Origin of the sequence: Bartonella sp. AA2SXKL, from assembly GCF_042197205.1 — a bacterium.
GTDB lineage: Bacteria > Pseudomonadota > Alphaproteobacteria > Rhizobiales > Rhizobiaceae > Bartonella.
In genome coordinates this window covers 1-3,369 of the sequence record NZ_JBHIRN010000036.1, presented here as the reverse complement: position 1 = coordinate 3,369, position 3,369 = coordinate 1, and the positions used below count along the sequence as shown (strand labels likewise).

Below are 3,369 nucleotides of genomic sequence, written 5' to 3'. Positions count from 1 at the left end.
TATTTTTACGCCAAAGTTCTCTTTTGAGAATTTTTCGTGCCATTGTTGTTTTCTTTGGCTTGTTTACAGGTGTAAATGTTTATGCGCGCTCCTCAGCTATTTTTCATTCCCCAACAGATAATTTTTCTCGTAGGTATTCAGAAAAGCAGCAATTAGAAAGAATTGAGAAATTACGCGCTTTAACGCCTAAAAGGATAAAGACGCCTTCAGAGCAAAATCCAGAAACGCTTTTGGGTGGGAAGCAATGTTTTCCCATTCATGCTGTTGTTGTTGAGGGAGTGCACCATGTCAAAAAGCGCTCTATATCAGCCGTAACAGAGCCTTATGTTGGAAGATGTATTGGTCTTTTTGATATTCAGCTCTTAATCAAGAAGTTAACCAAAGTTTATTTGGATCAAGGCTATGTAACGGCGCGTTTTTATATTCCTGATCAAGATATCAAAAACAGCAAGACGCTCAAATTTGTTGTCGTTGAGGGCAAGCTTTCAGAGATTTACTATAATGGTTCACCGGCATCTCGTTATAATAATGTTGTGTGGAGTGCTTTTCCTGGGCTTCAAGGTCATGTTCTGAACATGCGCGATATTGAACAGGGGCTTGATCAGATCAACCGTTTGAGTTCAGCACATGCTCAAAGCGAACTTCTTCCAGGGCGTGAAGAAGGGAGCACCATTGTCAATATTAACAATCATCCCGATAAAACGTTCAAGGTTACTGTTTCTCATGACAATATGGGACAAGCCTCTACGGGTTATGCGCGTTATAGTGCGGGCTTGAGGGTAGAAAATATTTTAGGGATGAATGATGCGTGGGATTTTAACTATCAACGCAGTGAGCCCGATTATTGGGGTGGGAGCAAGCAAGAAGGACATAGCAATAACATTTCAGCGAGTGTGAGTATTCCATATGGTTATTGGACCTTTGGATTGAATGGCACTGTTTATAATTACCAAAGCATTATCCCTGGCAATTTTACCGATATTGAGACGACGGGGGATTCCAGTGAGTTGCACGCCAGTACAAGCAGGGTTCTTTACCGTGATAGTGTTTCCCTTACAACCTTGAATTTAGGTCTTTCTTATAAAAGAACCAACAATTACCTTCTTGGCAATAAGATTGAAGTGGGCAGCCGTCAATATAGCGTCGCCAATTTTGGCATTTCGCATTCGCGCCAGATGTTGGGGGGACTTGGACCTTTGATGTGAGTTATTTGCAAGGGCTCCCTTTGTTTCATTCAGTAAAGAAACATGCGCCAGGAGCAGGGGATGCGGAGCCACAATTTGCCAAATTTACTGGTACGCTTAGTGTCATGACGCCTTTTAAGGTAGGGAGCTTGGACTTTATACTGAGCAATCTTTTGAGTGGTCAATATTCACCGCATAATTTATTGGGAGCTGAACAGATTTCGTTGGGGGGCGCTTCCAATGTTCGTGGTACGCGTGAGAGTTTGCTTTTTGGCAATAACGGTTTTTTTAGCCGGAATGATTTGTTGCTACGCACCATTCCGTGGAGCAATCACGCGACCTTCAAAAAGGTTTTTGGTGAACTTCGCCCTTATGTTGGTTTGGATTATGGGCGTGTGTTTTCGCAAGTTTTGTATGGGATTAAGAATGATCAGCTTGCCGGTTGGACAGCAGGTGTCAAGCTTGCGGGAGGCATGGTCTCTCTTGATGCCAGTTATTCCAGTATTTTTTGGAGCACAGTTAAGCACAAAAAATCAGGAACATTTTTTATGACATTAACAATGGAACTTTAAGCATTTTTTATTGGGGAGTTAACGTATGAGATATGAAAAGAGAGCAGAAAGAGCAGCTTTATTAGGTGTTTTAGTCTCCAGTACGATGCTCAAAAAGGTTTTATTTGGGGGACTTGGTTTTTCTTGTTTGTTAGCCCCTTCAGCGTTACAGGCGCAAATTACTGTGGATCCTAACGCGAATGCCGCCCATCGTCCAGATATAGTCGCAGCGCCCAATGGGGTTCCCTCGATTGATATTGTTACCCCCAATGGCAAGGGCTTATCGCACAATAAATATAACGATTTTAATATTGGAAATCCGGGTGTGATTTGGAACAATCATGCGCAAGAAGTAGGGCAATCGCAGTTGGGGGCATTATGCCGGGCAATCCGCATTTGCGTTTCACGGGTTCAGCGAAAGTGATTTTAAATGAAGTGACCAGCAGCAAGCGCAGTGCGCTTCATGGTCCAGGAGAGGTTTTTGGGAGCCCCGCCGATGTGATTATAGCCAATCCCAATGGGATAAGCTGTGATGGTTGTGGCTTTATCAATACGCCCCATGCGACCTTAACCACAGGTGTACCCGAAATTGATGCGAGCGGTTTTTTGAAAGGCTTTGAGGTGCGAGGTGGGGATATTACCTTTGGCGCTAAGGGAGCCAATTTTTTCTCTGGTCAAGGGGCGGTTGATATTGTCGATATTGTCTCACGCACAGTGCATTTTGAAGGAGCTGTTGCGGGCAGAGAAATTGGAGTGACAGCAGGGACAGGTCACTTTGATTATGCTTCACGGGAAATGAAAGAACTGACCGATATTACCGGTAAACCGGAATATGCGATAGATGGTTCTGCTTTGGGGGCTCTACAGGCGGATCAGATTAAACTTGTGGCAACAGAAAAAGGTGTTGGTGTTCGTATGCGCCATGATATGGCAGCCAATGCGGGGCAGTTGCATCTTTCTGCTGACGGGAAAATCTCGTTGAAGAATGTTTTTGGTCATGGGGGCGTTGTCCTCAAATCGAAAAGCCAGAGCGTATTGGCAAAGCACATCACCTCGAAAAAGCATATTGATATTACCGCCCATAAGGATGTGACGTTAGAAACGGTTGGTGCTGATGGTCATTTGAAGATAGAGGCGCAGGATGGGCTTTTATCGATTGCCGGTAAGGCAACCTCTGGGGGCAATATGGAGCTGTCTTCGCGCCAGACACTTCAAGTTTCAGGGCTAGGGTCAGGTGCTGATATGGCTCTTGAATCGGGCGGAGACTTGAAGCTTGAGGGGATTGTTTTAGCGCAAGGGAATCTCAAGGCGCATGCCGGTGGTGATATACAAGCTCATTTTTTAGCCGGTGGGGTTGATATGGCGGCAACGGGTGCTGCTGGTGTTGTTGTTCTTGGCACCCAAGGGGATGTTGATCTCCAGAGCAGTCAAGGTGCGATTGTTGCTGAAAGTGTTTATGGAGCAGGAGATATCACCCTAGTTTCTCATAATGGGCTATCTGTTTCTCAAACAATTCTGTCGCATCAAAATGTTGCCATTCAAGCACAACCAGCAACAAATGCTCCCGTTCATTTTGGGCAACTTTTAGCCTATGGCAAGGCAAATATTGAGGGTGGGGCGGTTGACTTTTCTTC

General features: G+C 44.9%; 2 pseudogenes. Both read left to right on the top strand.

Annotation, left to right across the window (positions count from 1 at the left end):
- A pseudogene (locus tag ACFINS_RS09465) lies at positions 1–1,756 on the top strand (ShlB/FhaC/HecB family hemolysin secretion/activation protein); the annotation flags it as partial.
- A 25-nt stretch (positions 1,757–1,781) separates the two neighbouring features.
- Positions 1,782–3,369: pseudogene (locus ACFINS_RS09460) on the top strand (filamentous hemagglutinin N-terminal domain-containing protein); the annotation flags it as partial.